The sequence below is a fragment of the Fictibacillus sp. FJAT-27399 genome (genome assembly GCF_001510655.1).
In the GTDB taxonomy this organism is placed as follows: domain Bacteria; phylum Bacillota; class Bacilli; order Bacillales; family Fictibacillaceae; genus Fictibacillus_C; species Fictibacillus_C marinisediminis.
In genome coordinates this window covers 78,645-103,929 of the sequence record NZ_LMVC01000004.1, presented here as the reverse complement: position 1 = coordinate 103,929, position 25,285 = coordinate 78,645, and the positions used below count along the sequence as shown (strand labels likewise).

25 protein-coding genes are annotated in these 25,285 nt (G+C 45.3%); 13 read left to right on the top strand and 12 right to left on the bottom strand.

From position 1 onward, the window contains the following. Window positions 1–62: 62 nt before the first annotated feature. Window positions 63–935 (bottom strand): NAD(P)-dependent oxidoreductase, encoded by an 873-nt coding sequence (locus tag AR335_RS17135; RefSeq protein ID WP_062238195.1) that lies wholly within the window; start codon window positions 933–935, stop codon window positions 63–65. Between the two features lie 137 nt (window positions 936–1,072). Here AR335_RS17135 and AR335_RS17130 point away from each other — a divergent pair, with 137 nt between their 5' ends. After that, entirely contained in the window at window positions 1,073–1,693 is a 621-nt protein-coding gene (locus AR335_RS17130; protein ID WP_062238193.1) for an NAD(P)-dependent oxidoreductase, read from the top strand. Window positions 1,694–2,131: 438 nt separating this feature from the next. On the opposite strand, the gene AR335_RS17125 is transcribed toward AR335_RS17130, so the two are convergent. From AR335_RS17125 to AR335_RS17115, 3 genes are all read right to left on the bottom strand, one after another. Then, window positions 2,132–2,371 carry a hypothetical protein gene (locus AR335_RS17125; protein WP_062238191.1) on the bottom strand — a complete coding sequence of 80 codons (240 nt, stop codon included), beginning with the start codon at window positions 2,369–2,371 and terminating at the stop codon, window positions 2,132–2,134. 102 nt (window positions 2,372–2,473) lie between these two features. Continuing rightward, a complete protein-coding gene (locus tag AR335_RS17120; protein ID WP_062238189.1) occupies window positions 2,474–3,019 on the bottom strand; it encodes a DUF420 domain-containing protein in 546 nt (181 codons plus the stop codon). A gap of 176 nt (window positions 3,020–3,195) precedes the next feature. Next, the gene (locus tag AR335_RS17115) at window positions 3,196–4,902 is read right to left on the bottom strand and encodes a M3 family oligoendopeptidase (RefSeq protein WP_062238187.1); all 1,707 of its coding nucleotides are present in this window, start codon (window positions 4,900–4,902) and stop codon (window positions 3,196–3,198) included. Between the two features lie 134 nt (window positions 4,903–5,036). Here AR335_RS17115 and AR335_RS17110 point away from each other — a divergent pair, with 134 nt between their 5' ends. The 3 genes from AR335_RS17110 (at window position 5,037) to AR335_RS17100 (ending at window position 8,455) form a co-directional block, all read left to right on the top strand. Further along, window positions 5,037–6,278 (top strand): PucR family transcriptional regulator, encoded by a 1,242-nt coding sequence (locus AR335_RS17110; RefSeq protein WP_062238185.1) that lies wholly within the window; start codon window positions 5,037–5,039, stop codon window positions 6,276–6,278. Between the two features lie 138 nt (window positions 6,279–6,416). Beyond that, the gene (gene ald / locus AR335_RS17105; RefSeq protein ID WP_062238183.1) at window positions 6,417–7,550 is read left to right on the top strand and encodes an alanine dehydrogenase; all 1,134 of its coding nucleotides are present in this window, start codon (window positions 6,417–6,419) and stop codon (window positions 7,548–7,550) included. Window positions 7,551–7,786: 236 nt separating this feature from the next. Continuing rightward, window positions 7,787–8,455 (top strand): queuosine precursor transporter, encoded by a 669-nt coding sequence (locus AR335_RS17100; protein ID WP_062238181.1) that lies wholly within the window; start codon window positions 7,787–7,789, stop codon window positions 8,453–8,455. Between the two features lie 338 nt (window positions 8,456–8,793). On the opposite strand, the gene AR335_RS17095 is transcribed toward AR335_RS17100, so the two are convergent. From AR335_RS17095 to AR335_RS17075, 5 genes are all read right to left on the bottom strand, one after another. Further along, a complete protein-coding gene (locus AR335_RS17095) occupies window positions 8,794–9,297 on the bottom strand; it encodes a hypothetical protein (RefSeq protein WP_062238179.1) in 504 nt (167 codons plus the stop codon). 101 nt (window positions 9,298–9,398) lie between these two features. Continuing rightward, window positions 9,399–9,893: a Crp/Fnr family transcriptional regulator gene (locus AR335_RS17090; RefSeq protein WP_062238176.1), complete on the bottom strand. Its 495-nt coding sequence runs from the start codon at window positions 9,891–9,893 to the stop codon at window positions 9,399–9,401. Between the two features lie 78 nt (window positions 9,894–9,971). Further along, a complete protein-coding gene (locus AR335_RS17085) occupies window positions 9,972–10,934 on the bottom strand; it encodes a YbgA family protein (protein ID WP_062238174.1) in 963 nt (320 codons plus the stop codon). Between the two features lie 92 nt (window positions 10,935–11,026). Beyond that, entirely contained in the window at window positions 11,027–11,470 is a 444-nt protein-coding gene (locus tag AR335_RS17080) for a GNAT family N-acetyltransferase (protein ID WP_053356384.1), read from the bottom strand. 14 nt (window positions 11,471–11,484) lie between these two features. Next, the gene (locus tag AR335_RS17075; RefSeq protein WP_062238172.1) at window positions 11,485–12,342 is read right to left on the bottom strand and encodes a GNAT family N-acetyltransferase; all 858 of its coding nucleotides are present in this window, start codon (window positions 12,340–12,342) and stop codon (window positions 11,485–11,487) included. 184 nt (window positions 12,343–12,526) lie between these two features. Here AR335_RS17075 and AR335_RS17070 point away from each other — a divergent pair, with 184 nt between their 5' ends. The 3 genes from AR335_RS17070 to AR335_RS17060 all read left to right on the top strand — a co-directional run bounded on the left by AR335_RS17070 (window position 12,527) and on the right by AR335_RS17060 (window position 14,877). Next, window positions 12,527–13,549: an NADP-dependent oxidoreductase gene (locus AR335_RS17070; RefSeq protein WP_062238170.1), complete on the top strand. Its 1,023-nt coding sequence runs from the start codon at window positions 12,527–12,529 to the stop codon at window positions 13,547–13,549. A gap of 257 nt (window positions 13,550–13,806) precedes the next feature. After that, on the top strand, window positions 13,807–14,256 hold the full coding sequence (locus AR335_RS17065; protein WP_062238168.1) for a staygreen family protein: 450 nt from the start codon (window positions 13,807–13,809) through the stop codon (window positions 14,254–14,256). An 18-nt stretch (window positions 14,257–14,274) separates the two neighbouring features. After that, a complete protein-coding gene (locus AR335_RS17060) occupies window positions 14,275–14,877 on the top strand; it encodes a DUF3298 and DUF4163 domain-containing protein (RefSeq protein WP_062238166.1) in 603 nt (200 codons plus the stop codon). On the opposite strand, the gene fni is transcribed toward AR335_RS17060, so the two are convergent. Continuing rightward, the gene (fni, locus tag AR335_RS17055) at window positions 14,867–15,910 is read right to left on the bottom strand and encodes a type 2 isopentenyl-diphosphate Delta-isomerase (RefSeq protein ID WP_156419060.1); all 1,044 of its coding nucleotides are present in this window, start codon (window positions 15,908–15,910) and stop codon (window positions 14,867–14,869) included. The genes AR335_RS17060 and fni overlap by 11 nt on opposite strands. A 124-nt stretch (window positions 15,911–16,034) precedes the next feature. Further along, window positions 16,035–17,003, bottom strand: coding sequence for a peptide-methionine (R)-S-oxide reductase MsrB (gene msrB, locus AR335_RS17050; RefSeq protein ID WP_255357596.1), 969 nt, complete (start codon window positions 17,001–17,003; stop codon window positions 16,035–16,037). 380 nt (window positions 17,004–17,383) lie between these two features. On the opposite strand from msrB, the gene AR335_RS17045 reads away from it, so the two are divergent. Beyond that, entirely contained in the window at window positions 17,384–17,662 is a 279-nt protein-coding gene (locus AR335_RS17045) for an alpha/beta-type small acid-soluble spore protein (RefSeq protein WP_062238162.1), read from the top strand. A gap of 54 nt (window positions 17,663–17,716) precedes the next feature. On the opposite strand, the gene AR335_RS17040 is transcribed toward AR335_RS17045, so the two are convergent. Further along, window positions 17,717–19,261 (bottom strand): phosphodiester glycosidase family protein, encoded by a 1,545-nt coding sequence (locus AR335_RS17040; RefSeq protein ID WP_062238160.1) that lies wholly within the window; start codon window positions 19,259–19,261, stop codon window positions 17,717–17,719. A gap of 277 nt (window positions 19,262–19,538) precedes the next feature. On the opposite strand from AR335_RS17040, the gene AR335_RS17035 reads away from it, so the two are divergent. From AR335_RS17035 to AR335_RS17015, 5 genes are all read left to right on the top strand, one after another. After that, the gene (locus tag AR335_RS17035; protein WP_062238158.1) at window positions 19,539–19,988 is read left to right on the top strand and encodes a MarR family winged helix-turn-helix transcriptional regulator; all 450 of its coding nucleotides are present in this window, start codon (window positions 19,539–19,541) and stop codon (window positions 19,986–19,988) included. After that, a complete protein-coding gene (locus AR335_RS17030; protein ID WP_062238156.1) occupies window positions 19,985–20,662 on the top strand; it encodes an HlyD family secretion protein in 678 nt (225 codons plus the stop codon). The genes AR335_RS17035 and AR335_RS17030 overlap by 4 nt, the downstream gene beginning before the upstream one ends. Before the next feature lie 8 nt (window positions 20,663–20,670). Next, entirely contained in the window at window positions 20,671–22,464 is a 1,794-nt protein-coding gene (locus tag AR335_RS17025) for a DHA2 family efflux MFS transporter permease subunit (protein ID WP_062238155.1), read from the top strand. 338 nt (window positions 22,465–22,802) lie between these two features. Next, window positions 22,803–23,948, top strand: a complete 1,146-nt coding sequence (gene proB, locus AR335_RS17020; protein ID WP_053356373.1) for a glutamate 5-kinase — start codon at window positions 22,803–22,805, stop codon at window positions 23,946–23,948. 11 nt (window positions 23,949–23,959) lie between these two features. Next, window positions 23,960–25,234: a glutamate-5-semialdehyde dehydrogenase gene (locus AR335_RS17015; RefSeq protein ID WP_062238153.1), complete on the top strand. Its 1,275-nt coding sequence runs from the start codon at window positions 23,960–23,962 to the stop codon at window positions 25,232–25,234. Window positions 25,235–25,285: the final 51 nt, after the last annotated feature.

Sequence of the window (25,285 nt, the reverse complement as noted above, 5' to 3'; positions counted from 1 at the left end):
ACACCTCCCTTACTAAAAGAGTATGTACCCAGGAAAATAGTCATGACATTCTTCCTTGAAAATTATTGCTTCAATCGTTTGTAAAGCGCGTGAGTGCCGCTGTTTTCCTCGCCCATCTCAGCAAGTTCCTCGTATAAATCTTTAGCCAGCTTCAACCCTGGAGTCAAAAGGCCCATTTCCTCCGCTGATTCGAGGGCAATCTTCATATCTTTTATAAAATGCTTCACATAGAAGCCTGGTTCAAAGTTTCCTTTGATGATGCGCGGCGCCAAATTTGAAAGCGACCAGCTGCCCGCTGCACCTGATTCAATGCTTTTCAATACAGTAGACGGATCCAGTCCGGCTTTTTCAGCGTAAATAATCGCTTCGCACACACCGATCATACCTGAAGCGATCGCGATCTGATTGCACATTTTAGTATGCTGTCCGGCCCCGGCTTTTCCTTGATAGACAATGTTTTGGCCCATCAGCTGCAGAATGGGAAGAACAGCTTCGAAGTCTTCCTTCTCTCCACCGGCCATAATGGACAGCCTTGCTTCACGCGCTCCCACGTCTCCGCCAGATACTGGTGCATCAAGTGCATGAAGTCCAAGCTCTTTTGCTGTACTGGAAATTTTTTCAGCCAGCCGCGGGCTCGAGGTCGTCATATCCATCACATACGAACCTTTTGCTGCATTTTCCAGGATACCGTTTTCTCCAAAATAGACCTCTTCCACATCCGACGGATAGCCGACCATCGTGACCACCACTTGTGAAGCCTGTGCCACTTCAGCAACCGTGCTCTTCCATTCAGCCCCTTGACTCAGCAGCTCTTCTGCCTTCTCTCGTGTTCTCGTATAAATATGTACGGAATGCCCTGCTTTTAATAGATGAGCAGCCATGCTTTTTCCCATTACGCCGGTTCCAATAAATCCAATTGACTTCTTTTCACTCATGATTGTGTCCTCCTTCTTTATCTTTGTTTCTCATTATAGAGAAATCAAAAGTAACATACTAATGATTTTATTTTTGCTGTGGAGGTTCTCTATCAGGTAAGGTAGATTTAGATATGAAAACGAAGGCGGGATGAACCATGAAACTATTGTTGTTAGGATCTACCGGAAGGGTGGGCAGCGGTGTCTTGGAAAAGGCGTTAAACGATGGCCATAAAGTGCACGTACTCGCAAGACATCCAGAAAAACTCGCGGTGTACCATGAGAACCTAACGATTCATACGGGAGATGCCACCGTAAACGCGGACCTTGAAAAAGCGATGGAAGGCTGCGAGTCTGTCATCAGTGCGTTAGGAACGGATGGAGGTACCGTGCTGACGGATTCCATTCCAATTGTTATACAGGCGATGATGGACCGGGGAATCAAGCGGCTGATCACGGTCGGAACGGCTGGTATTCTTGAAAGCCGTACAGAGCCTGGATTACTTCGCTATCAATCAAGCGAATCGAGACGGAGGCTGACAAGGGCAGCTGAAGAACATCACCGCGCTTACCTTGCCATGAAGCAATCACCTCTTCAGTGGACGGTCGTTTGTCCGACCTATTTGCCTGACGGGCCAGAGACAGGAAACTACCGGGTGGAAAAGGATTACCTCCCTATGGACGGAACACAAATCAGCACAGGAGACACGGCTGACTTTGTATACAAGCAGCTGTCCTCCAACGACTTTTCCCAAAGCCGTGTGGGGATTGCTTATTAGAAAGAATGCGGAAGCGCCCTGCCAAGGTCCGATAAAGAAGACACGGGGCTGTCCAAGAAGTCTGTAAGCTGTTGATTTCCGTTCCAGGCTGCTCGCTTTCCGCGGGGCGTGCGGTGAGCCTTACCGGCGTGAACGCCTACTTTTTGGTGCTAGNAGTCTCACCTGTCACGCTAGTCCCGCAGGACAAGGAAGGCTCCGGCAGCTTTTTATCGCACGAAGAAAATGTGAAGTTCATTTTCGAGGAGTCTCGCATCTTCCACTTCAATTAACTTTTCATTGAAGATTTTTCAAGCCAAAAAGGGGCTGCCTGAAGGTCAATTTTCGACTTTCTGGACAGCCCCAATGTCACACTTATGCCCTGTGGGTACAAGCGCTGGAGTTAGACATTACATCAAAAAAGCAGCCCCTCAGATAAACTGAACGGGCTGTAATTTATGCTTATTCTTCTGTTTCCTCATAATACTGAAGTTCCTTTTCCAGGATGGTATCGACCTCGAGCTCTGTCAGGTTTGTTTTTCTTGCGAGATGGTCAATGAGCTCGTCCATATCCACATCTGCATTCTGCATTTCAAAGTAACGCCCTTCCTCTTTTAAAACGAGACGGATCTTTTCTTCCTCGTAGGATGTCTTTTCTTTGATATACTGCACTACATTCTCAATTTTTTGTTCAATGCTCAAGCTGTTTTCCTCCTTTTATGGTCATTTCTTATTACTACCCGTTTGCGGAAAAGCTATTCGGTTCTTTTTATGTATAGAAGAAAGCAGGAGAGTTCCTGCTTTTTAATAATACGGTGAAATCATTAAGTAAACAATAACACCCGTCAAACTGACATACAGCCATATAGGCATTGTCCAGCGGGCAATCTTTTTATGCTTTTTCACCTGCATGTTCAATCCGCGGGCAAGTGTGAACAGCGCGAGAGGAACAATAAGCGCGGCCAAAATAATATGTGTGATCAAAATAAAGAAATAGATGTACTTTAACGGGCCGTCTCCGCCATATTTAGTAGATTCGGCAAGATAGTGATACGTAACATAAGAAAGCAAGAACAGAGCAGTCGTCGTAAATGCTGCAAAGATAAAACGCTTGTGCAGCTTGATGTTTTTTCTAAGGATAAAAAATAGCGCCGCCAAAAGGAACACAAAGGTAAAGCTGTTAAAAATCGCGTTCAGACGGGGGAGAAGATGAACATCAAACGACACCTTGCCATTGTAAGCCGGTAAGAAAAACAAAATGACAACAAGAACATTGATCGCTATCGAAAGCCCAATGACAACAGGCGTATAATTTCTCTGCTTGACGGTAGAGTTTGATTGATCGCTCATGGACTGGTCTCCTTCATAATCTTCTTTTTTCGTTTCCTATTCTACCATTGTAGACAACAAACCTGAAGCTAACTCCCCCTGGAAATCACCAATTACAGCCATCTGTCAAAAAAACTACAAATTTAAGCGCAGTTAAAAACCCCCTGAAATCATCAGGGGGCAGGAAGTCTTATGATCTATGCTTTTTGCAAAAACTTTGTGTCATCGATCTGCGCTTCCCATTTTCTCACTTCATCCATCACGGATTTTACGCAGCCCTCTTCAAACGGCGAAACAAGACCGGCGATGTTCACCAGCTCAGTAAATGGAAGACTTCCTCCACGGCCGCACAGTTCAAGGTAATTCTGCCATGCTGCCTTATGATTCTCCCGTGAACGTTTCCAGAACTGAAGCGCGCAAACTTGAGCGAGTGTGTAGTCAATGTAATAGAACGGCGTGCGGTAGATGTGGGTCTGCATCTGCCAGAAGCCTCCTTCTTCTAAGAACTCAATGCCGTCAAAATCACGGTGCGGCAAATATTTCTCCTCCAGTAGGCGCCACTCTTGTTTTCTCTCATTCGGTGACGCATCAGGATTCTCGTACACAAAATGCTGAAACTCATCGACAGCCACACCGTAAGGGATAAATTTAACTGCTGCGGCCAAATGGTCATAAAGATAGCGCTCTGTATCTTCCCCGAAGAACTGCTCCATCCAAGGATACGTAATCAGCTCCATGCTCATGGAGTGAATCTCGCAAGCTTCCAAGGTTGGAAATTGGTATTCAGGCACTTCATAGCCTCTGCTCGTATACACCTGGAAGGCATGTCCCGCTTCATGAAGCAGTACCCGGATATCGCCCTGTGAGCCGTTAAAGTTTGCGAAAATGAATGGTGACTGGTACTCACTGATATACGTACAGTAGCCCCCAGGCGCCTTGCCTTCCTTCGCGAGCAGGTCAAGCAGCTCATTTTCAACCATAAAGGTGTAAAACTCATCCGTTTCCGGTGACAGCTCTTTGAAAATTTTGGCTCCCTGCTCAACAATCCAATCCGCATCACCTTTTGGTTTTGGATTTCCCTGCGGAAAACTGAAGGATTCATCATAGAATTTAAGGCTGTCCACCCCAATGCGCGCCTTTTGTTTCTCCCTCAGAGACGTGCAGAACGGAACGATATGCTCTTTGACTTGATCACGGAATTTTTTTACCATGTTCTTGTCATAATCCGTTCGGTTCAGACGGTTGTAAGCGAGCTCTACAAAGCTTGGGAAGCCGAGTTTTTTAGCGATCGAAGTACGGAGCTTCACCAGCTCATCATATTGTCTGTCCAGTTCTTCCTTATGGTCATTAAAGAAGCCGAACTGCGCTTCCACGGCTTGTTTTCGGATGGCGCGATCCGGTGATTGGGTAAACGGAATGAGCTGTGCCAGTGTTCTTTTTTCACCTTGGAAATCAATTTTTGCGGAAGACAGCAGCTTTACATACTGGCTTTTCAGTTTGTTTTCCAGTTTAAGGTCTTCGACGACTTCCGGTGAATACGTTTTTAGCTCTGCATCCGCAAGGTTAAACAGATGCTTTCCCCACTTGCTTTCCAGTTCTTTTCTATACTTGGAATGGACGATCGCTTGGAAGAACTCGCTTACCATCCCTTGATAGACTGGAGTGTTTTCATCCATAAAATCGTGCTCTTCTTTATAAAAAGGGTCTTCTGTATTTGATGTATACCTGATATGTACAATATTTTGCATCGTTTCGAAATGGTTTCGGATGGATACAAGCTCTGCCATTACCTCGTCTTGCTCATTGAAAGAAGCTGCGTGCTCAAAGCTTTCCAATTTTTGTTTAAACTCTTCTTGAAGCTGTTCCATATTGGGACGTTTATACGTAAACTCACTGAATTTCATGTGATCTTCTCCTCTCTTTCACCTGCTGTATTCTACACAGCCGCTTCTTTTCCTTTTTTGAATGAAAAGACTAGGGTTTTGGCCAAAATGTGTTTTATTATAGAGATAACAGTCAACTAACAGGAGCGTATCGTATGAATTCTAATCCTTATTCAAATAATCCGTTTAAAGGCACGTTCGGCAGCCTTGAAAACCTTGCAGATACGATCAGCGAAGTCCTTCATTGCCCTGTAACGATCGAAGACGCCAATCATCGGCTTCTGGCCTACAGCACCCATGAAAACAGCACGGATCCTGCACGCATTGCAACCATTATCGGCCGCCGTGTGCCTGAGAAAGTCATTAACAGCCTTTGGAAAGATGGGGTTATCCCAGGACTTCAGGCCAGTGATGAACCTCTTCGTGTATCCTCCATCTCCAAAGTCGGCTTGGGTGACCGTGTCGCCGTTTCCATTCGAAAAAATGAAGAGATCCTCGGCTACATCTGGGTTCTTGAAGTGGACCGACATCTGTCTGATGAGGATTTGGAGCTTTTGAAGAAGGCCGCACAGGCGGCCAAGAACCAGCTGCTTCAGCTCTATACCGGTTCGAGAAGAAAGCAGGAAAGCCTTCAGGAATTTTTCTGGAAGCTGCTGACCGGCCACAGCAGTAATGAGGAAGCCATTCAGGATAGCCTGCGGGACCTTGGAATCTTGCCCAGTTCTTCTGTCTCCGTACTGATCTTTCAGTTCCCTGAGGAGATTTATGCGGGGTTCGAGAAAAATGTAAGCTACATCACTTCTGTCAATCAGAGCGTTAAAGCCCAACTAACAGCAGTAGATGAAAATCAAATGATCATGCTCGTCACCTCTGCACTTAAAGAACCGCTTAGTGAAATCCTACAAGAGTTTATTCTTTCTTTTACTCAGCAAATGAAGGAGCGTTTTGGAGTAGATGGCATTACAGCGGGTTTTGGCGGGGTCTACAGCTCCTACCATCTTACAGAAAAAAGCTACATGGAAGCACTGCAGGTCCTTAAAATAAAAAACCGCTTTAAAGAAGGGGCATCCGATCTTTTTGGCTATGAAAATTTAGGTGTTTATCAGTTCCTTGATGTCATTCACCAGAAGCAGTCCGCGAGCCGCTACAGAAATCCAGCGCTTGATAAATTGCTGGAGTACGACCGGCTCCATAAGACCGATCTGTACAACACGTTGGATACGTACCTGTCTGCCGGTTCCAATACACATCTTACAGCCAGTCTGCTCCATATTCATCTCAACACACTGACCTATCGGCTGAAACGAATTGCCGAAATCGGGCAGATCGACTTTAGGAATACGAACCAGAAAACGATGCTTTATCTGGATTTGAAAATTCAGCAGCTTTTTTATTGAAGAGCATTTGTGAAATTTCACAAATGCTCTTCTTTTTTTTCTCTTTTCCTCACAAAGAAATTTAAAGTGGAAAGGATTATACTGTAGGCACAGTAATAATGAAAACGCCATCATTTATGGCACCAGGAGGTTTTTACAATGATTATTGGTGTACCTACAGAGATTAAAAACAACGAGAACCGTGTAGCTTTAACGCCGGCGGGTGTAGTTACTTTAATAAAAGCTGGACATGAAGTATTAGTGGAAAAAAACGCGGGAGAAGGAAGCGGATTCCCTAACGAAGAATACGCTGCAGCTGGCGCAAACATGTTCGACAGCGCTGCGGACGTTTGGACTAAAGCAGACATGATCATGAAGGTTAAAGAACCTCTTGCTTCTGAATATAATTACTTCCGTCCTGGATTGATTCTTTTCACATACCTTCACCTTGCAGCTGAGCCGGAGTTAACGGCAGTTCTTACAGAGAAAGGTGTAACAGCGATCGCTTATGAAACTGTTGAGCAAAACCGTACGCTTCCATTGTTGACTCCAATGAGTGAAGTAGCAGGACGCATGTCTGCACAAATCGGTGCTCAATTCCTTGAAAAACCAAAAGGCGGAAAAGGTATCCTTCTAGGTGGTGTACCAGGAGTTAAGCGCGGAAAAGTAACCGTAATCGGCGGCGGTGTTGTTGGAACAAACGCTGCAAAAGTAGCAGCAGGACTTGGTGCTGACGTGACCATCATCGACTTAAGCCCAGACCGTCTTCGCCAATTGGAAGACATCTTCGGAAAAAGCGTACAAACGCTGATGTCCAGCCCAATGAACATCGCGGACGCAGTAGCAGAATCTGACCTTGTAATCGGTGCTGTTCTTATTCCTGGTGCTAAAGCACCAAAGCTAGTTACAGAAGAAATGGTTAAATCCATGACTCCTGGATCTGTTATCGTAGACGTAGCGATCGACCAAGGCGGTATTTTCGAAACGGTTGACCACATTACAACACATGACAACCCAACTTACGAAAAACACGGCGTTGTTCACTATGCAGTAGCTAACATGCCTGGTGCGGTTCCTCGTACATCTACTATCGCATTGACGAACGCAACCGTTCCTTTCGCTCTTCAAATTGCAAACAAAGGTGTAACAGAAGCCGTATTGTCCAACCCTGCATTGAAATTGGGCCTTAACGCAGCCGGCGGACATATCACTTACGAAGCAGTTGCTAAAGATCTCGGGCTTGAGTATGTTCCTGCAGAATCTGCACTTGAAAAAGCTTTTCAAGCCATCTAATTTATAAAAGCTATTAGCACTTTCCTCTCTTCTTTAAGAGGGGAGGGTGCTTTTTTTATGTCTACTCAATGGAGAGATACTTCCGCTTTTCTTTATTTCCCGGTAAATAATTTGTCGAACGAGCACCAATGTACATTGCTTTCTTTTCCACTTTCTCCTATAATTTCACTTTATAAAAAACTAAATACACCGCGGTTCGAGAACTCCCGCTGTAACAAAACTAGGAGGTTATTGGCGTGTTTAACGTTTATTACGGTATTTTATTTGCTGCCGTGAACTTTATATTCTTCTTAATCTGTTACCGTCTGTTTGACCGTAATGGTTTATATGTATGGGTTGGAGCAGCTACCGTCCTGGCGAACATCCAAGTGGTAAAAACGATTGAGATGTTCGGTCTAGTGATGACACTTGGTAATACTATGTATTCCGCAATATACCTTTCTACCGACTTATTAAATGAAAATACGGTCACCAAAGAAGCGAAGAAAGCCGTTTGGTTTGGCTTTTTCACGCTCATCATGACAACTGTAATCATGCAGATGGTCTTGTTGTTTGAACCCGCTCAAAGCGATATTGCCCAAAAGCCGATGGAAGCACTGTTCGGATTAATGCCTAGACTAGCTGCTGCCAGTCTTGCTGCCTATCTGATCAGCCAGTTTATTGATGTAAAGCTGTATACCATGCTGAAAAAAGCTTTTCCGGGATACGGACAGCTTTGGATCCGAAACAATGGAAGCACACTTCTCAGCCAGATGATAGATTCCTTAGTGTTTTGCACGATCGCTTTTGCAGGGGTCTATGAATGGAACGTATGGTTTGAGATTTTCATTACGACCTACCTGCTAAAATTTATCGTTTCTGCCGCATCCACACCTGTTATTTATCTTGCAAGAAGCTTTAAATAAGGAAGAAACTAAAAGGGGCTGTCCAGAAAGTCGAAAATTGACTTTCAGGCAGCCCCTTTTTGGCTTGAAAAATCTTCAATGAAAAGTTGATTGAAGTGGAAGATGCGAGACTCCTCGAAAATGAACTTCACATTTTCTTCGTGCGATTAAACGCTGCCGGAGTCTTCCTTGTCCTGCGGGACTAGCGTGACAGGTGAGACTTCCGCAGGCGCTTGCACCAAAAAGTAGGCGTTCACGCCGGTAAGGCTCACCGCACGCCCCGCGGAAAGCGAGCAGCCTGGAACGGAAATCCACAGCTTACAGACTTCTTGGACAGCCCCTTTTTTAGTGGCTGCTGCTTATTTTTTCATTTCTTTAATCATGGAATCCAACACTGCATTTCTTTCGGCAAGCTTTTGATTGACCTGCTTCTGAATGAGCAGCATTTGATCAAAATGGGTTTCAATTTTTGCTTTGTCTTTCGCTTTGATTGCTGCCTTAAGATTTTTCTTTTCCGTCTTGGCCTTATCGCGGAGAGCCTTCATCTCGTGACAGATCTTTTTCATTGCCTGATGGTTCTGATTTTGGTGCCAGGCACCGGGCTTTTCATTCCCCGTATGCAGTCTGAGGATCGTATCCTTTTTTAACAGCGCTTCCTGCTTAAGTTCGTAATACTGGATTTTCAATCGGTTTTTCTCGTGAAGCTTGTCTTTGTAAGGGGCAAGCTCTTTCCACATATGGTCTCTATGCATGTGGTGTTTTGGCTGTTTTCCACTGTTTCCTTCTGCGTTTGCATGTACCAGTCCTGTGAAAAGCCCGATGCTTAAACAGAGTACTGTGGCTAAAATCATCACACGTTTCATGATGTTCATTCCTCCTTTGATTGGTGATACATCATTAGTGTGAGCAGCTTACAAGAAAATATAGGAAAAACATTATGTAATTTTTTTCATAAGTGATAGTCCTATAGATGGCGCAGCACACGATTGACCGTTTCACGGCGCAGGCCGACAAACTGGCCGATCTCCTCCTGTGTCAGCACATCTTTTACCGACATATCCGGAAAATATTGCTGAAACCAGTTTTGCAGCAAATCCACCCGTTCTTTTGTGGCGACAGCGGTCAGTTGGTCGATGCGCTGCTGCATCATTCGAAGCTTTGTTTGCAGCAGCAATGCCACTTCCCGGTACTTTTCCGGGTTCTCCGAGAGCTCCCTGTACCACTCTTTTTCAGGAATCACTTCCACTTCGGCCGGAAGAAGAGCCATAGCCGTCCCATGATAATCTTTTTCGCTGATTAGCGAGTGGTGCGGGATTACTTCTCCAGGCACGATCAAATTCAGCAGTGAAGCGGTTCCATCTTCATGTACACGGACCACTTTAAGGAGCCCGCTTTTCAGTTCAAAGAGCGGACCGCTTTCTCCCTGACGAAACAATATTTCCCCTTTATGTAAAAACACGACGTGTTCCACCTCTTTGCATAAGTCTCATTCAACTATAACATGCAGACAAAGGCGGAAAAAGGAGATCCTATAAGTTTAATAATCTCTTCCTTTTCCGGAATCGGATATTTCAAGCAGGTCACCGGGATAGGGCTCAAACCAGCTTTGGCGGAGTATTTCTTCGTCTTCAAAACGGTATGCCCATGATTTGAGCAGTGCCATCACGCTCGAAAACGGCTCTTTTTTCTCCGCTACTTTATCTGTAAGCTCCAGAAAGTATGATTTTTCTTTGTCGTTTAAGAAACGGTCAAATGCTTTTGCCATTTCCTTTGCAGCATTTATGCTGGAATCATAGCGTGCCGTCCTCAAAAAAAGGCGGCGCAGCCCCTTTTCATACAATGAAAACAATTCCTCTGGCTGTTCTTTATTTTTCAAGATGCGCGACAGAACCTTTTGTGTCGGGCGGCTGTAGGCAAGAAACAAATACTTGTTTACTTCATGAAAGTCCATCAGCCTTTGTAGAGACTCTTCTTTTTTCAGTTCCCTGTAGGCAGCCAGCAAGAATATTTTTGTGAAAAAACGTTCCCTGATCAGGAAGTTATTGAGGCGCCCCTCGTCTTCTACGGCTAAATGGGGATACAGCTCAAGCACTTTGCCGCCAAAAAGGCCGCTGCTTGAGCCGATGGCCGGACCTTTCTCTGTTGAGGTATACAGTTTTACTTCTTTCAATCCACAGGAAGGCGAACGGCTTTTTAAAATAAAACCATCGATATGATGAAGAGACTGGAGGTAAGCATCTGAAAACTTTTCCATATCGGCAGTAACGTCTTTGTCCGTTTTAGGCTGCATGAGGCGCTGTTCCCCATTTTGAAGAACGATTCTGATCGTCTCTCTCGGTGTTCCGAGTCCGATTTCAACTTCGGGACATACCGGCAGAAAGTCAACATGCCTCATTAGTTTGCGGATGGTTGGATGATGGATTACGTCACCGTTATAACGGCAATGATCAAATTCTAAACACTGGCTGACAACAAGCTTTGGCTTTGCGAACACTCCCATTGCAATTCTCCTTTTTACAAATCTCATAAGAGCATTGTTTCCCAATCAAAAAAACCTCATTCTAAAAGTAGAATGAGGTTCCTTCAGCACCGTTAGATCGAATAGGTTAGGAAGTTTCCTTGTTTCCCGCCCATTTTTTCGTAAAAACGCTGTGCTCTTTTGTTGTCATCTGCCGTTTCCCACAGCATGGAAGCATAGCCGTTCTTTACTGAATACTCTTTGCAGGCATTGAACAATCCTTCAGCTACAGCTGTTCCCCTGCTGTCCTCGGCCACATACAGATCGTTCATAACCGTGATTTCTGCCGCCCGGGTCGTGCTGTATGTAAAATAAAGCGTCGCAAAGCCTTTAAGCTCTCCGCCATGTTCTGCGACAAACTGAATGCCTCTCGCTCTTTTTAAAAGCACACTGATCAGCGCATTCAGCTTTTCATCTTCCGGATGAGGGCTATTGTAGAAATCTACAATATATTCAAGCATGAGCGACCGCAGCTGTGCAGTATCTTCTTGCTGTGCGGTTCGAATACGTACTGACATTTTCATTCCCCTTTTCATTTCTGATTAAAAGCGAGCTCCGTATACCTGCCGATCTCTTCATAGCCGATATCACTGTAAATTTTGCTGGAAGAAGGGTTGGTCTCATCGGTATAAATCGTACAGAACTTCCTGCCGGATTGAAGGAGTTCCCTGCTAAGACCTGCAATACATGATTTGGCAAAGCCTTTTCTCCGATGCTCTGGAGGGGTGTACACCATATTGACCGTCATCCCGTTCTTTGTAGGCCTCGTAATTGCCGCCATACTGACAGGCTGATCAGAGTCCCAAATATAGACTCTCTTTTCCTGAATCTTTTGGCGGGCTGTTTGCATCGCCTCCTGCTCTGTCAACAGCGATCGGGTCTCACTTCCCATTTCATACAGCCATTTTCCTGCGAGCTCGCTGTCTTTCAGGCTGGCCTGCCGCATTCTTCCCAGAGTAGGTGTGAAGGCTGTTAACCGCTCAAGCCGGTACAGCATCATTCTCATGGAAATTCGGTGGCTGTTCCCCGTTTCTCTCAGCCACATTTCTGCAAAAGCACGCGCAGGTTTTGCAGGTGCCGTAAGCTTCGATATTCCCCAGTCTTGCATGGCTAGCTTCTTGATCAAGAGGGGAAGTGCTTCTTCTTTGCCGAAAATAAGCAAAGGACGAGGAGGGTTCATAAAGGCAGTAAGCAGGATATCACCGCCTTCTCTTATACAGCATAAAAAAGGGGGATTGCTGCTTGATGCCTTAACCTCCATATGAGCAAGACAGCTGGACGTTATCAATTCCGCTGCTGCCTCATGCTTCATCAAAAATGATTCAGCGCTTTTATAAAAGTCTTTGATCTCACTGAATTGCTCCAGCTCCATATTCTCACCGCCATACATTCATTTTGCCAATCTCCTTTATTAAGTTTCTATGAACACGAGGGGTAAACCTGCTTTTGTACAACGATCACCCGTTTCTGATTTATTAAAGAAAACCTAAAATGCATATTCATTGGCATCCTATGAAAATCCCTTTATCATGACTAACAGGCATGACAATTAATATGAGAGGTTTGGTGAAAAAATGGCAGCAGAAAAAAATCAGCACATCTTATTAAAGAGCCGTCCGAAAGGGATGCCGACGATGGACAACTTCAAATTTGAAGACATTGCGATCCCTGAACCGAAGAATGGACAAGTATTGCTTAAAACGCTCTATCTTTCCGTGGATCCTTACATGCGAGGCAGAATGAATGATACAAAATCCTATGTTCCTCCTTTTGAATTGAACAAGGCGATCAGCGGAGGAGTTGTGGCGGAGGTTGTTCAATCCCGTTCCAGCGAATTGGAAGAAGGAGACCTTGTTATCGGAAATCTTGACTGGGCACTCTATTCAGTCGCGGAGGATGCACAAGTCAGAAAGATTGATCCTGATCTAGCTCCAATCACTACTAACCTTGGTATTCTTGGAATGCCTGGCCTCACTGCCTACTTCGGATTACTGGATATCGGCAATCCTCAGCAAGGGGAAACTGTTGTCGTATCAGGTGCAGCCGGTGCAGTAGGAAGTGCCGTCGGCCAAATCGCTAAAATTAAAGGTGCCCGTGTAGTAGGAATTGCAGGTTCTGAAGAAAAGATAAGCTATCTCAAAAATGAACTTGGTTTTGATGCCGTGGTAAACTACCGTGAAGCAGGCAATATCCGAAAAGCTCTTAAAGAAGCTTGCCCGGACGGTGTCGATGTATATTTTGATAATGTGGGAGGAGAAATTTCGGACGCGGCATTGAGCCTGCTCAACCAGAATGCCCGCATTCCGCTTTGCGGCCAAATTTCCCTGTATAATCTTGAAAAAGCCGATCATGGCCCCCGTATTCAAGGACAGCTGCTCATCAACAGCGCCTTGATGAAAGGATTCATCGTCAGCAACTATGCTTCTCACTTTGAAGAAGGAGCGAAACAGCTTGGACAATGGCTCCAAGAAGGAAAACTGAAATACGAAGAGAATATCGTAGAAGGCTTTGACAACACGATAGATGCGTTCTTAGGATTGTTTAAAGGAGAAAACCTCGGCAAGCAGCTCGTTAAAGTATCCGAGCTAAGCCGGTAATTGCTATAAAATAACCCCAGACCTGACAAAGGTCCGGGGTTTTTATTATGCCGGGCTAAACAGCCGCTTCAGCTTTTCTTGATCCAGCTTCAGCGCCTAGAGACTCGGACGCTTCACTCCTTCAATACAACACAAAAACCTGTGTTGCTATTCAGGAGCTCCACCGTTTTTCGTCTCTAAACAGCCGCCTCAGCTTTTCTATTCACCTTTAGCCCTGAGATTGTATACATTGAACAAAAAGGAATTGAGGAACTTTCATGAAGATGCTTGATCCCAAGAAGCTGTATGTCCAGTATCGCCCCAATGCAAATCCTGCGGATCCAAAATATCCAAGGCGGTATACACTTACTCACTCTGATACTACGGCACAGCTGTTCCTCGTGGCAGGGCCTGAATTTGCTTATGATACGACCAACGAGATGAGAGATGAAGTTTTTGCCGAATGGAAAACATTTAACCGTGAAAAAATTCTGTACGGCTATGTATTGATTGCGGACGAAAACACAAGTAAAAGCCAGGCCAAAACAAGAAATGAGATTTTCATGAGCGAATTGCCGCGGGTACTGGAAGCTTTTTTCTATGGAGACCGCTTCTTTTTCCAGGCACACCCGGAATATAAGGATGCTCCTGTCTATATTCAATTTGAATCAGTCTATCCTGAGTATCGCCAGGTAAAGTCTTATGGGCCGATCTCTAAATACCAATAAGTAAGAGGTGAGTTCCTTTTGTATGAAGCCCGCTCCTATACCAATCTGCTGATCCAGCAATATCAAAATAACAAAGCGACGGTTCAATATCCCCAAATCATTGGGCTGCCCAGTACCGAGACGCAGATTAAGCTGAACAAGGCGATAAAGGATAAGGTATTCAGCCTGATGGATGAAAACGGAATCAAGCGCAAGGATTTAGAAGAAATGAGAGGCTTATTTGAAGTAAAACTCAATCAGGGAGACTGGCTGAGCATCGTGTTCACAAATTACGCCTATTGGAAAAATGCTGCCCACGGCCTTACACTCCAGGGATCGATTACGATGAATGTAAAAACCGGCACCATTTATGAGCTGCGTGATCTTTTTAAGGAAGGAAGCTATTATAAAACAAGGCTCACCGCCCTCATCAAAAAGCAGTTCAAAGAATTTCAATTCCCGCTCATTCAGCCCTATCAGAGCGTGAAAGACACGGATGACTTTTATTTAACAAAATCAGGCCTCGTCATCTATTACCAAAGCTATGAATACACGCCTTACTATGTCGGAATTCCTGAATTTACGATTCCTTATAATAAAATTGCTTCTATACTCAAACCAGAAGTGAAAATCAGCTCTTAAGCTTTTTCAGCCGTTTTGTTGATTTTAGTTCGTCAACAGAAACAGCCCCAATCCCAAACATGGCCGTCCGCAGTTCAAATTCAATTTGATCAAGCTTTGAAATGATGGCATGTTCATTTTCAATAGCAGCCGGCAAAAGGGTACGGCCATAGCCGGCAAGGTTTGCACCAAGTGCCAGTGCCTTTGCAGCGTCCACACCGTTATTCAGCCCGCCGCTTGCAATGACAGGAACCTCTGCCGAACATCCTTTCACTTCATTAAGAACCTCCGCAGTCGAATTTCCCCACTCCAAGAAAGCTTCTGCCGCTTGTTCTCGCATTTGGTCTTTAGATCGGTATTTTTCTACTTGAATCCAAGAGGTTCCGCCCGCTCCTGCTACATCAATAAACTGCACTCCTGCGTCGATCAATTTTTGGGCAGTCTCCCTATCGATACCCATTCCCACTTCTTTCACACCGACCGGAGCAGGCAGGTTTTTCGCCGCCTCTTCAATTTTTTTCAGTAGATTAGAGAAGTTGACGTCTCCTTCCGGCTGGAAAATTTCCTGCATGCCGTTAAGATGCAGGACAAGCCCGTCTGCTTCGGCAACCTCAACAGCTTTCATGCACTCACGCAGCCCATACCCATAATTCAACTGCACCGCCCCCAGGTTAGCGATGACTGGTACAGAAGGAGCATAATTCCTGATTTGAAACGTGTAGGCTGTCTGCCCGTTCTCGATGGCCGCCCGCATGGATCCTAATCCAACCGCCCATCCTTGTTTTTCCGCAGCCAAAGCGAGAGCCTTATTGATCTGATACGCTTTTTCTGTGCCGCCTGTCATTGAACTGATCAAGAAAGGGGTTCTCATCGTTTTTCCGAGAAAAGAAGAAGACAAATCGATTTCGCTGAAGTTGATTTCAGGGAGCGCGTTGTGCTTGAACCTGTAGTTTTCAAATCCTGTTGTCATCTTTTTCCCAGTCACATCTTGGTTTAGTGCAATTTCGATATGCTCGTTTTTTCGTTTTTCTGTATAGGAATTTTGCTCATCCACATCGATCTTCTCCTTTCCGGAACTTCTGTATCTTTCTAGACTTCCCCAAATCACATCCTGTTTAACGGCGTAAACGAATAAAAGCAGACAGTTGCACACTGCCTGCTTTTAAAAAATATGGATTTTATTCGAAAATCGAGCGGTACTCGCCATAGCCTTCTTTTTCAAGGTCCTCTCTCGGGATAAACCTCAATGCCGCAGAATTGATGCAGTAGCGCAGTCCCCCTGCTTCCCTCGGACCATCGTTAAACACATGGCCAAGATGAGAATTTGCTTCTTTGCTCCTTACTTCAGTACGAATCATGAAGTGGCTGAAATCCTTCTTCTCCTTTACATCCGTTTGGCGCATAGGCTTCGTAAAGCTTGGCCAGCCGCAGTTGGAGTCAAATTTATCAAGAGAACTGAACAGCGGTTCTCCAGAAACAATATCAACATAGATGCCTTCTTCTTTATGATCCCAATACGGATTTTGGAAAGGAGGCTCTGTTGCGTCATTTTGAGTGACTTCGTACTGAATCGGTGTTAATTTTTTCTTCAGTTCATTTTTGTCCGGCTTGGACTGCCAATGGCTTTTAATAAAGTCTTCACGCCCAGAACCCGTACGATAGCGCTTATAATGAGTCGGATTTTTCTTATGATAACCCTGATGGTACTCTTCGGCTGGGTAAAAAACAGAGGCTGGCAAAATTTCAGTCACGATCGGCTTCTGGAAGCGGCCGCTTTTAGCAAGTTCTTGCTTAGAGGCCTCTGCCAATTCCTTTTGCTCTTCATTATGATAGAAAATCGCAGTGCGGTACGAATCGCCCCGGTCATAAAATTGTCCGCCAGGATCGGTCGGATCGATCTGCTGCCAGAAGAGCTGCAGCAGCTTTTTATACGGAAACAATTCGGGATCAAACGTAATTTGTACCGCTTCATAGTGGCCCGTTGTATCGGAACAGACTTCCTGGTATGTCGGATTTTCCGTGTGGCCGCCTGTATAGCCTGACACGATACTGATGATGCCCGGCATTTCCTCAAACGGAGAAACCATGCACCAGAAACATCCACCCGCAAAAGTCGCAAGCTGCTGATTGTTATACTGAGTATTCAAAGACCTCACTCCCATTCTTTTGAAAGTCTTATTGTTCTATTGTTCCTATCATAAAACAAGTATGGCACATAATAAAAAAATAATGCCTAGTTGAAAGTGCTGAAGTGTTCGGTTAGGCCCGAAAAGCACTGGACTTTGGCATTAAACGTTATTATGAAAATGACGTGCTATGCAAGTAAATGGAGCAAAGTCGCAAGTAAAGTCTATATTCTCGCAAGTAAAGATTGGAAAGTCGCAAGTAATCCTTGTCGAACCGCAAGTAACGAGCCATTTTTCGCAAGTAAGCAACCCCGATCAGTCGTCCGCAATCCCTTCCAGCGGTTTATCTTCCTATAAACGGGCAAACTAACAGTAAGAACGACGAAACTGGAGGGAAAATCATGGCTAGAAGAAGTCGAAGGCCGCTTGTTCCTGAAGCAAGAGAAGCATTGGATCAATTAAAAGCCCAGGTGATGAGGGATGTTGGCTATCAAGTCGATCCGTCACAGCCTGACAGCGTTAAGTTTGAAGTGGCTAAAGATGTTAATGTTCCTCTTCAAAAGGATTATAATGGCCAGCTTACCGCGAAACAGGCGGGAACTGTTGGCGGACAGATTGGCGGCCGTATGGTCAGCGAGCTGATCCGGCAGGCGAAGCAGCATCTTAACAAACAGCATTAAAAAGGCTGGCGCACGGCATTCAAACAAACTGCCAAGCGTCCAGCCTTTTTTATATTAAGGAACAAGCAAAATTCCATCCCCTATCGGACGTTCACCCGCTGCATCGGATGGATCGGTAACGAGCCGGCTGTTCATGACCATGCCCGTAGAACCACCGCCGTCCAAGTTGACTGCATCGACAGCGCCCAGTGATTTCATCAGGTGGGCTTCTTCGTCAAAATTCATGCCGATGCTGTATCCAGGACTTCGCCCATCAACCGTAACGAGGAGGATATTACCGTTTGGCTTAATGCCCGCAATGGTTCTTGGATTTCGCCGCTCACCGAAACGATAAAAGAATTCCGGATCATCGGGCTGATGAAACCCTTCTTTAGTGGCATCAATAAAAACCTTTCCGTTTTTCAGCAATCGAGGGCCTCCATTGATAATGCCCATTTTTTTAGACGCGGGGACAGGTTTGTTATCTGCAAAGACCATTTTTCCAACGTGAAGTTTTTTACCGATGACAGCATGTTCCTGAAGCCAAGCCGCAGATTGACCCGTTCCTGCAACAACAGAGCCTCCAAACGGAATATCAGCTCCCCGTGACTTATGGACAGCCACCACTCTTCCCGTACTGTCCATAACTGCTTCAGCTCCCGGACCTTCTGGAGCTCTTTTTCCGAAAACAGAATTGTATTGAATCAGTTCGTCCTCATCTGTACACGTAAAATCGTGTTTAGGAAGTGTAGTTTCAAGATCACCCACGCCGCCGCATCCACGGATACGTCCGGGATCCCTGTTTAAACCATCCAGTTCAGCCGGCATGCCTTTTGTACCTTTAACCGTTAACTTAGTACGGACCGAGGAAATTTCAGACGTATTGTCTTTGCCGATAAGCAGGCTCGTTCTTCCCTTAACCGCCTCACTGATCAGCTCGCCGTTAATGACAGAAACTCCAGCTAAATCGCCTTCAGTTCCATCCTGCGATCCCATCACAAAGTATCCTCCATTAATGCCGGCAATAGCCTTCTTTTTGGCAGCCATATCCGTCAGCTTTTCCCTGCCTGGCACAATGCCGCTCGCCAGGGATGGCTGCAGCTTCCCTTTCCACTTTTCAAGAGATACCTCAAGGACACTGACTGTCCATGGCCCGGAAGCCTCTTCGCCATCTTCGGGTATGTAGACGACCTTTGATTGGTTATAGCCTGCAGAAACCAGCTTCTTTTGTTCAGATTTTGCGTCCGTTTCCTTTTGAAAAGGCCCGGTCCGTACAAGATAACCGAGCGGCGTCCCGCGCAACGGATCATCCTGCGCCCGCTCGGCCACCGTTTTTACTGATGCAGCATAACCCTTGCCCGCAAGTTCATTCTGAAGCTCATCGGCTTCTTTTTTTGTTTCGGTAAAGGCTGCATCCACCATATATTCAGCATTGGGGTTATTTTCCCCATAAACAGCATGGGTGTAAGCCAGACCCTTCTGAAGCTGTTCGGTATGCTTGGTTTTTGGCTGGGAAAAATGTTCTTCTGCATGAACCGTGTGTCCAGGGATCATCGTGCTCAACATCGACACAGCCACGAATGCCTGGAAACAGGAAGATAAAATCGTTTTGTGTTTCAAAAGCCATACCTCCAATTTTTATTGATTCAACGCAACAATAACTCAACTATATGTTGAAGGAGTTACAGCCATTTATAGAAGTTGTAAATGATTAGGTAAATGAAGGCAGAAGAGTATTAAGTCTAATCGAATGGCAAAATAAATTTTGTAATGGCAGTTTTATATTGACAAAATTAATCTTGTGCATTTATTATAATCTTTGTGCATAAATAGTTTGTATGCGAACTATTTACAATGCAAACTGTTAACATTATTAGAAAGAGGGGACGATAGTGGAATGAATCTGCTCAATAATGAGCTGCTGGATTCCTTTATACAAATACAAAAAGCACTCTATTCGTTAATGAAGGAAGATGCCGACCGGGCTGGCTTGACCGTTGTACAGCTCAAAGCGTTGTACAAGATCCGTCTTACACCTGAATTAGGTTTGAGAGAGCTTGCAGGCGGCTTAAAGCTGACCAACAGCACGATGAGCGGAGTGGTAGACCGCCTTGTCGCTCATGAACTATTAGAAAGACATACTTCTTCTGCCGATCGAAGGGCCATCACACTTAAGCTCACGAAAAAAGGGGAAGAAAAGCTTCAGGAAGCAACTGGAAATAATTCTTTTTTTACCAAAAAAATTATGGAATTGACGGATATGCCGCAAGAAGATAAGGACCATTTACTCAGGATTCATCATCAAGTACTGGACGTATTGACAACCAAGGAGGAAAATCAGGAATGAACATGAAACGTTTAGCTGTACTAAACGTAATAATTTTATTGATTTTAGTTGGGGGCGGAATTGCAGCTTATTATTACTACAATCAATCCGTTTCTTATATCAAAACAGATAATGCCCAAATCGCAGGAGAACAGGTCACGATTGCAGCACCAGCTAATGGAAAACTAACCGATTGGAAAGGCTCCCTCGGAAAAGAATTTAATAAAGGCGAAGAAATCGGTACAATCTCTGCTGCACCTTCAGCCGGAGCTGGAGCAACCCCTGCAGCTGCAGGAATGTCAAAGGTCAAAATCACTCTTCCAAAGGATGGAACAGTCGTACAGCAATCCGCAGTTGAAGATTCTTTTGTTGCAGCCGGAACACCGCTGGCGCATGTTTATGATTTAAGCAGCCTTTGGGTAACAGCAAATGTGAAAGAAACGGACATTAATGATGTTAAGGTTGGCCAGGAGGTAGATGTGTACGTGGATTCTTATCCGGACAATACACTTTCTGGAGAAGTGAAAAAAATCGGCCTGGCTACTGCCAATACATTTTCTTTATTGCCAAACTCAAACAACACAGCGAACTATACAAAAGTAACTCAAGTTATCCCAGTTAAAATCTCATTAGACAGCTACCAAGGACTGGATATTGTACCTGGAATGAATGTAACCGTACGGATTCACAAGTAGGTGATATGATGTCAATCTATTTAACAGGCTACGCCATCCTATGCGTTATACTTTTGCTGACCGTTAACTATATGGCCATCCGCTCAAAACGCAAAAAACTGGGCGAAGAGACCGAACTGATCTCGGAAAGGGCTACGGGCCATCCGGATGAGTCCAACGTCCTCATTGATGAAACACTTGAGGATACAGCCGTTTCCGAGCCTGCACTTGAGTATGTAACATCTGCTGCAGAAAAGCATACAGAAGAGCGCTCGCTTCAGCGGACGGGAAGCGGTAAAAAAGATGAGCCGATTCACGTTGGCAAGATACTTACGGTTCTTATGCTCGGTGCCTTCATCGCTATCTTGAACCAAACCTTGCTGAATGTAGCCATTCCCCACATCATGAACGACTTGAACGTCTCTGCCAACACGGTGCAGTGGATTTCAACAGGCTATATGCTCGTTAACGGTGTATGTATACCGATTACCGCTTATCTTATTGAAAAGTTTGGGACACGGACGCTATTTATTACCGCTATGTTCCTTTTTACAGCCGGAGCGGTCATCTGCTCGCTTTCCGCCACCTTTGGCATGCTGATGGCGGGAAGGGTTGTTCAGGCTGCAGGAGCTGGAATCATCATGCCGTTGATGATGACCGTATTCCTTACTGTTTTCCCGATTGAAAAACGCGGCCAGGCGATGGGAACCATGGGGATTGCCATGCTGTTTGCACCAGCCATCGGCCCTACGCTCTCCGGGTATATCGTTGAAAATTATTCCTGGAGACTTTTATTTGATATCATTATTCCTTTTGGTGTGATCGACCTTATTATTGCTTTTGCATGGATGAAGGACGTTATCAAGAAATCAAGCCCTAAGTTCGATTTCCCGGGGTTCCTTTTCTCCACGCTCGGTTTCGGATTCTTGCTCTACGGATTCAGTGAAGCAGGAAACAAAGGCTGGACCAGCACCATCGTCCTTTCGAGCATTATCATCGGTATCGTTTCACTTGTCGCTTTCACGTATAGAGAGCTGACGACTGACAAACCGATGCTCGACCTGAGAGTTTTTAAATATGATGTATTTGCCTTAACGACCGTCATCAGCATGATCATCAACATGGCCATGTTCGCCGCCATGATCCTGCTTCCCATTTACCTGCAGAACATCAGAGGATTCACGCCTTTTGAATCCGGGCTCTTACTTCTTCCTGGAGCGATCATCATGGGCATCATGTCTCCAATATCCGGCGCGATCTTTGACCGTATTGGAGCAAGGCCGCTGGCGATTGTCGGATTAACCATTACCGTTATCACCACTTGGGGTTTCAGCCATCTATCGACCGATACCACGTATGGACATATTCTGTTCCTTTATGTATCCCGTATGTTCGGTATGTCCTTCTTGATGATGACCGTCATGACAGCAGGAATGAACCAGCTGCCGCGGTACTTAAACAGCCACGGAACAGCCACTTCCAATACGATGCGCCAGGTTGCGGGGTCACTCGGTACAGCTTTTCTCGTTACCGTGTTCTCCAACCGCCAGGAGTATCACATGGCGGACTATTCCAATGTAGTGACGAGCGCAAATCCATACATCGCTGATAAGCTTTCAGCGCTCGGGCAAGGACTTGCTCAGATTGCAGGGTTACCTGGAGGAGCAGGAAGTTCGCTTGGCATTCAAGTGATCTATGGAACTGCAGCCAAACAAGCAGCCATCGACGGGATCAATGATTCGTTTATGGTCGCGACCGGTATAGCTGTTGTCGCCCTGATTCTTTCTTTCTTTATCAAACGGGTCATCCCGCCAACAAAATAAATGACTGAAGGCAAGCTCACCCATTGAGCTTGTTTTTTTATGAAAACGAATGAAAACCCTTACATGCCAAAGGTTTCGCTTGCCTGCTTCTTTTAAAAATCACCCAGATTCTTGCATCTTCCGCAAGATTTATTCTTCCATAATTCTCCCTCTGCCATTCCCTCATACCCTGTCACATCCTTTGGTCCGATTAAAGCATGCATCCTCCGTTTTTCTCTCTTTCTGGGCCGTATCCGCACTATCTCGGCATGAGCGGTTGTATCGATTTTGAAGCTTCGTTATACTCGTAACCGTTGCTTATTGAACGGGAAAAAACGAGGAAATGAGGAGTGAAAGAGTTGAATTTATCTACTACTAAAAATAAACGAATTGTGGTAAAAATCGGTTCAAGTTCACTGACAAGCAGGCATGGAGAAATCAGCCGCAGAAAATTGGAACGTTTGGTCGACGAGATTGTCATGCTTAAAGATGAAGGACATGAAGTACTGCTTGTTTCTTCTGGCGCTGTGGCTGCCGGCTACAGAAAGCTCGGCTGCCTTGCGAGACCAACTTCTCTTCCAGAAAAACAAGCTGCAGCATCGATCGGCCAAGGGCTGTTAATGGAAGCTTATTCTGAACGATTCCTATCCCATGGCTATACAGCTTCACAAATCTTGATTACAAGAAGTGATTTTTCTGACCGAAAACGATACAACAACGCGCGCAATACGATAAACGTATTATTGGATCGCGGTATCGTTCCTATAATTAATGAAAATGACACGATTACCGTTGAACGTCTGAAGTTCGGTGATAACGACACCCTTTCAGCAAAAGTATCAGGGCTTGTAAATGCCGATCAGCTGCTGATCTTATCAGACATCGACGGGTTATATACAGATGATCCAAGAAGCAATCCAGACGCAAAACTTTTAGAAGAAGTATATGAGATCACACCAGAAATTGAAGCTTCAGCCGGTGAGTCCGGAAGTGAGGTCGGAACCGGCGGCATGCGTTCCAAGATAGATGCTGTCAAGATTGCGATGGCATCGGGCATTCCTTCATTTTTAGGGGATGCAGCAGTACCCCACATTATTTATAATGCGGTTCAGGAAACAGCCAAAGGAACGTACTTTACACCAAAAGACGACTCAGAAAACCTGGATGTCAGAAGACAGTGGATTGCTTTTCATTCCGGTCCTGAAGGAGAAATTATTGTATCGAATGAGGCAAAAGACGAGATTGCAGAACACAAAAGCCTGTATCCTGACGGCATTGAATATGTAGAAGGCTATTTTAAAAAAGGTGCCGTTGTGCGAATTAAAGATTTGGACGGCTTACAGATCGGCCTAGGTGTCAGCAATTATTCTTCAAGACAGCTGATCAAGATTAAAGGGCATTCCAATGACGAGATCGCGGACATTATCGATGTTGATCCGCAAGAAGCCATTCATAATGCTGATCTTGTGTGCCACACCCAGTTAGCTGTACCACTATTATCTTAAGGAGGCGTTGGATGAGTATTTTAGAATCTGAAGTGAAAAATAAAACCAATGTAAAAGAACAGGCGAAGGCAGCGCAAAAGGCCTCAAAAGAAATTGCCATACTGAGTGAAAAGGATAAGAACGAGGCGCTCTTCATATTAGCTGATGAGCTTGAAGATCAGGCTTCCTTTATATTAAATGAAAATGAAAAAGACTTGCAGATCGGCAGGGAGAAGGACTTCAGCCAAGCCTTTATGGACAGACTCTCTCTTACAAAGGAAAGAATTGCAGATTTTGCCGAAGGACTCAGACAAGTAGCTGGCCAGGATGACCCTGTCGGTGAGACTGTCAGTGAATGGACCCTCGACAACGGAATGAGGGTTGAACAAAGACGTGTACCGCTCGGAGTGATTGGCATGATTTATGAAGCACGGCCAAACGTCACTGTGGATGCTACCGGCTTAGCTTTAAAGTCAGGTAATGCAATTGTCTTAAAAGGCGGTTCAAGCGCCATTCATTCCAATAAGGCCATTATCCAGGTCATTCAGCAGGGGCTGGCTAAAACCAGTATTCCTGCTGATGCCGCTCAATTGATTGCAACAACAGATAGAAAAGCCTCAAGTGAGCTGTTTACGATGAAAGAACATATTGACGTACTGATTCCACGCGGAGGCGGTTCTTTAATCAATACGGTTGTGAACGAAGCGACGGTTCCTGTTCTTGAAACAGGCGTTGGAAACTGCCATATTTACGTTGATAAAGTGGCTGATTTGGAGAAAGCCCTCAATATACTCATTAATGCGAAAACCGACCGTCCTGCGGTGTGCAACGCAGCAGAGACCTTGATCGTTCATAAAGACTGGCTCAATGAGTATCAATCTGTGCTGGAGAACGTGCTGAAGGAACATGGAATTTCCGTTCATGGCGACGAGTTTGTTGTTTCTGCCTTCGCCGATGCTGTTCCAGCTTCCGATAAGGATTGGGCAGAAGAATTCCTTGGCCTTTCTATCGCGATCAAAACCGTAGAGAGCACGGAAGAAGCGATTGAACACATCGACCGCTACGGTACAAAGCATTCAGAAGCCATCGTCACAGAAGATGCTGGCACAGCTGAAGTCTTTATGAGCCGCATCGATGCAGCTGCCGTGTACCATAACGCGTCTACACGCTTCACTGACGGGTCTGCGCTAGGCTTTGGGGCTGAAATCGGCATCTCTACCCAAAAGCTTCATGCACGCGGCCCTATGGGCTTACCCGCGCTCACGACGACAAAATACTGCATGACCGGTGACGGACAGATCAGATAATCGGTAGTGCTATAAAAGGGGCTGTCCAGAAAGTCGAAAATTGACCTTCAG